General features: G+C 35.2%; 2 protein-coding genes. One reads left to right on the forward strand and one right to left on the reverse strand.

Annotated features, from left to right (window positions below):
- Positions 1-963, forward strand: a 963-nt coding sequence (locus NZ519_13995; protein MCS7029864.1) for a DNA methyltransferase, incomplete at its 5' end; no start/stop codon positions are given.
- On the opposite strand, the gene NZ519_14000 is transcribed toward NZ519_13995, so the two are convergent.
- Positions 864-1,068 (reverse strand): hypothetical protein (locus NZ519_14000; protein ID MCS7029865.1); only part of this gene is annotated, 205 nt, incomplete at its 5' end. The genes NZ519_13995 and NZ519_14000 overlap by 100 nt on opposite strands.

The raw sequence follows: 1,068 nt of genomic DNA on the forward strand, positions 1-1,068 counted from the left end.
GACTTAATAAGACAGATATTCAACCTAAAAGATACCGCTACTTTCAAACTCAAAAAGTTTAGAGCTGAATTTCAAAAGATTAACAATTGGGAAGATTATTTAATCCCAATTTATTACCGCCCTTTTGACAAAAGATGGATCTGCTATTCAAAATGGATTGTGGAGCGAACAAGATTTGATGTGATGAAGTGTATGGTAAAAATCAATCATAATCTTGGATTAGTTAGTGTAAGGCAAGTAGCTGAAGGCGTTTTTAATCATGCTTTCATTGTGGATACTCTGGTAGAGAGTAGGATTACCCTAAGTAATAAAGGAATAGCATATATATATCCGCTGTATATCTTACCGAATAATGGCAATGGAGGGAACGGTGATCTATTTAGCCCACCCCAACATGACCCCGAACCTAATATAGCCGAAAATATCTACAAAATACTAAAAAACCACTACGGTAACCGATTAAAGCCCGAACAAATCCTTTATTATGTCTACGCTATTCTTTACAGCAACATATACAGAGAAAAGTATGCTACATTTCTCAAAATTGACTTTCCTAGAATTCCATTTACATCCGATAAAAACCTCTTTCAAAGATTATCTGAATTTGGAGAAACTTTGGCTGAACTGCACTTACTCAAACATTCATCGTTGAATATCCCTATTTCAAAATACAATGGAAAAGGCGATAATGATACCATTGAAAAAATTACGTATATAGAAAAAGAAGCGTGCGTTTATATCAATTCTGATAAGTATTTTGATAACATCACTCCTGACATTTGGAACTACCAAATTGGTGGTTATTCTGTGATGCAAAAGTACTTAAAAGACCGCAAAAACAAACTTTTAAGCAACCCAACCCACTACTGTAAAATGGCAACTTGTATTGCTAAAACTATTAAGATACAAGAGCAGATTGATGAACTATTTTCAGCAGCAGAAAAGAACACAATACGTTTTTGAATTAAAGTAATTTGATAGATTATATTTGTTTTGGGCGTGCCCCTTGCTAACGCAAGGGTCGGGGCATTCCGCACTACGCTTCGCTTCGGTACTTCGCTAACGCTT

This window comes from Bacteroidia bacterium (assembly GCA_025056095.1).
Classification (GTDB): domain Bacteria; phylum Bacteroidota; class Bacteroidia; order JANWVE01; family JANWVE01; genus JANWVE01.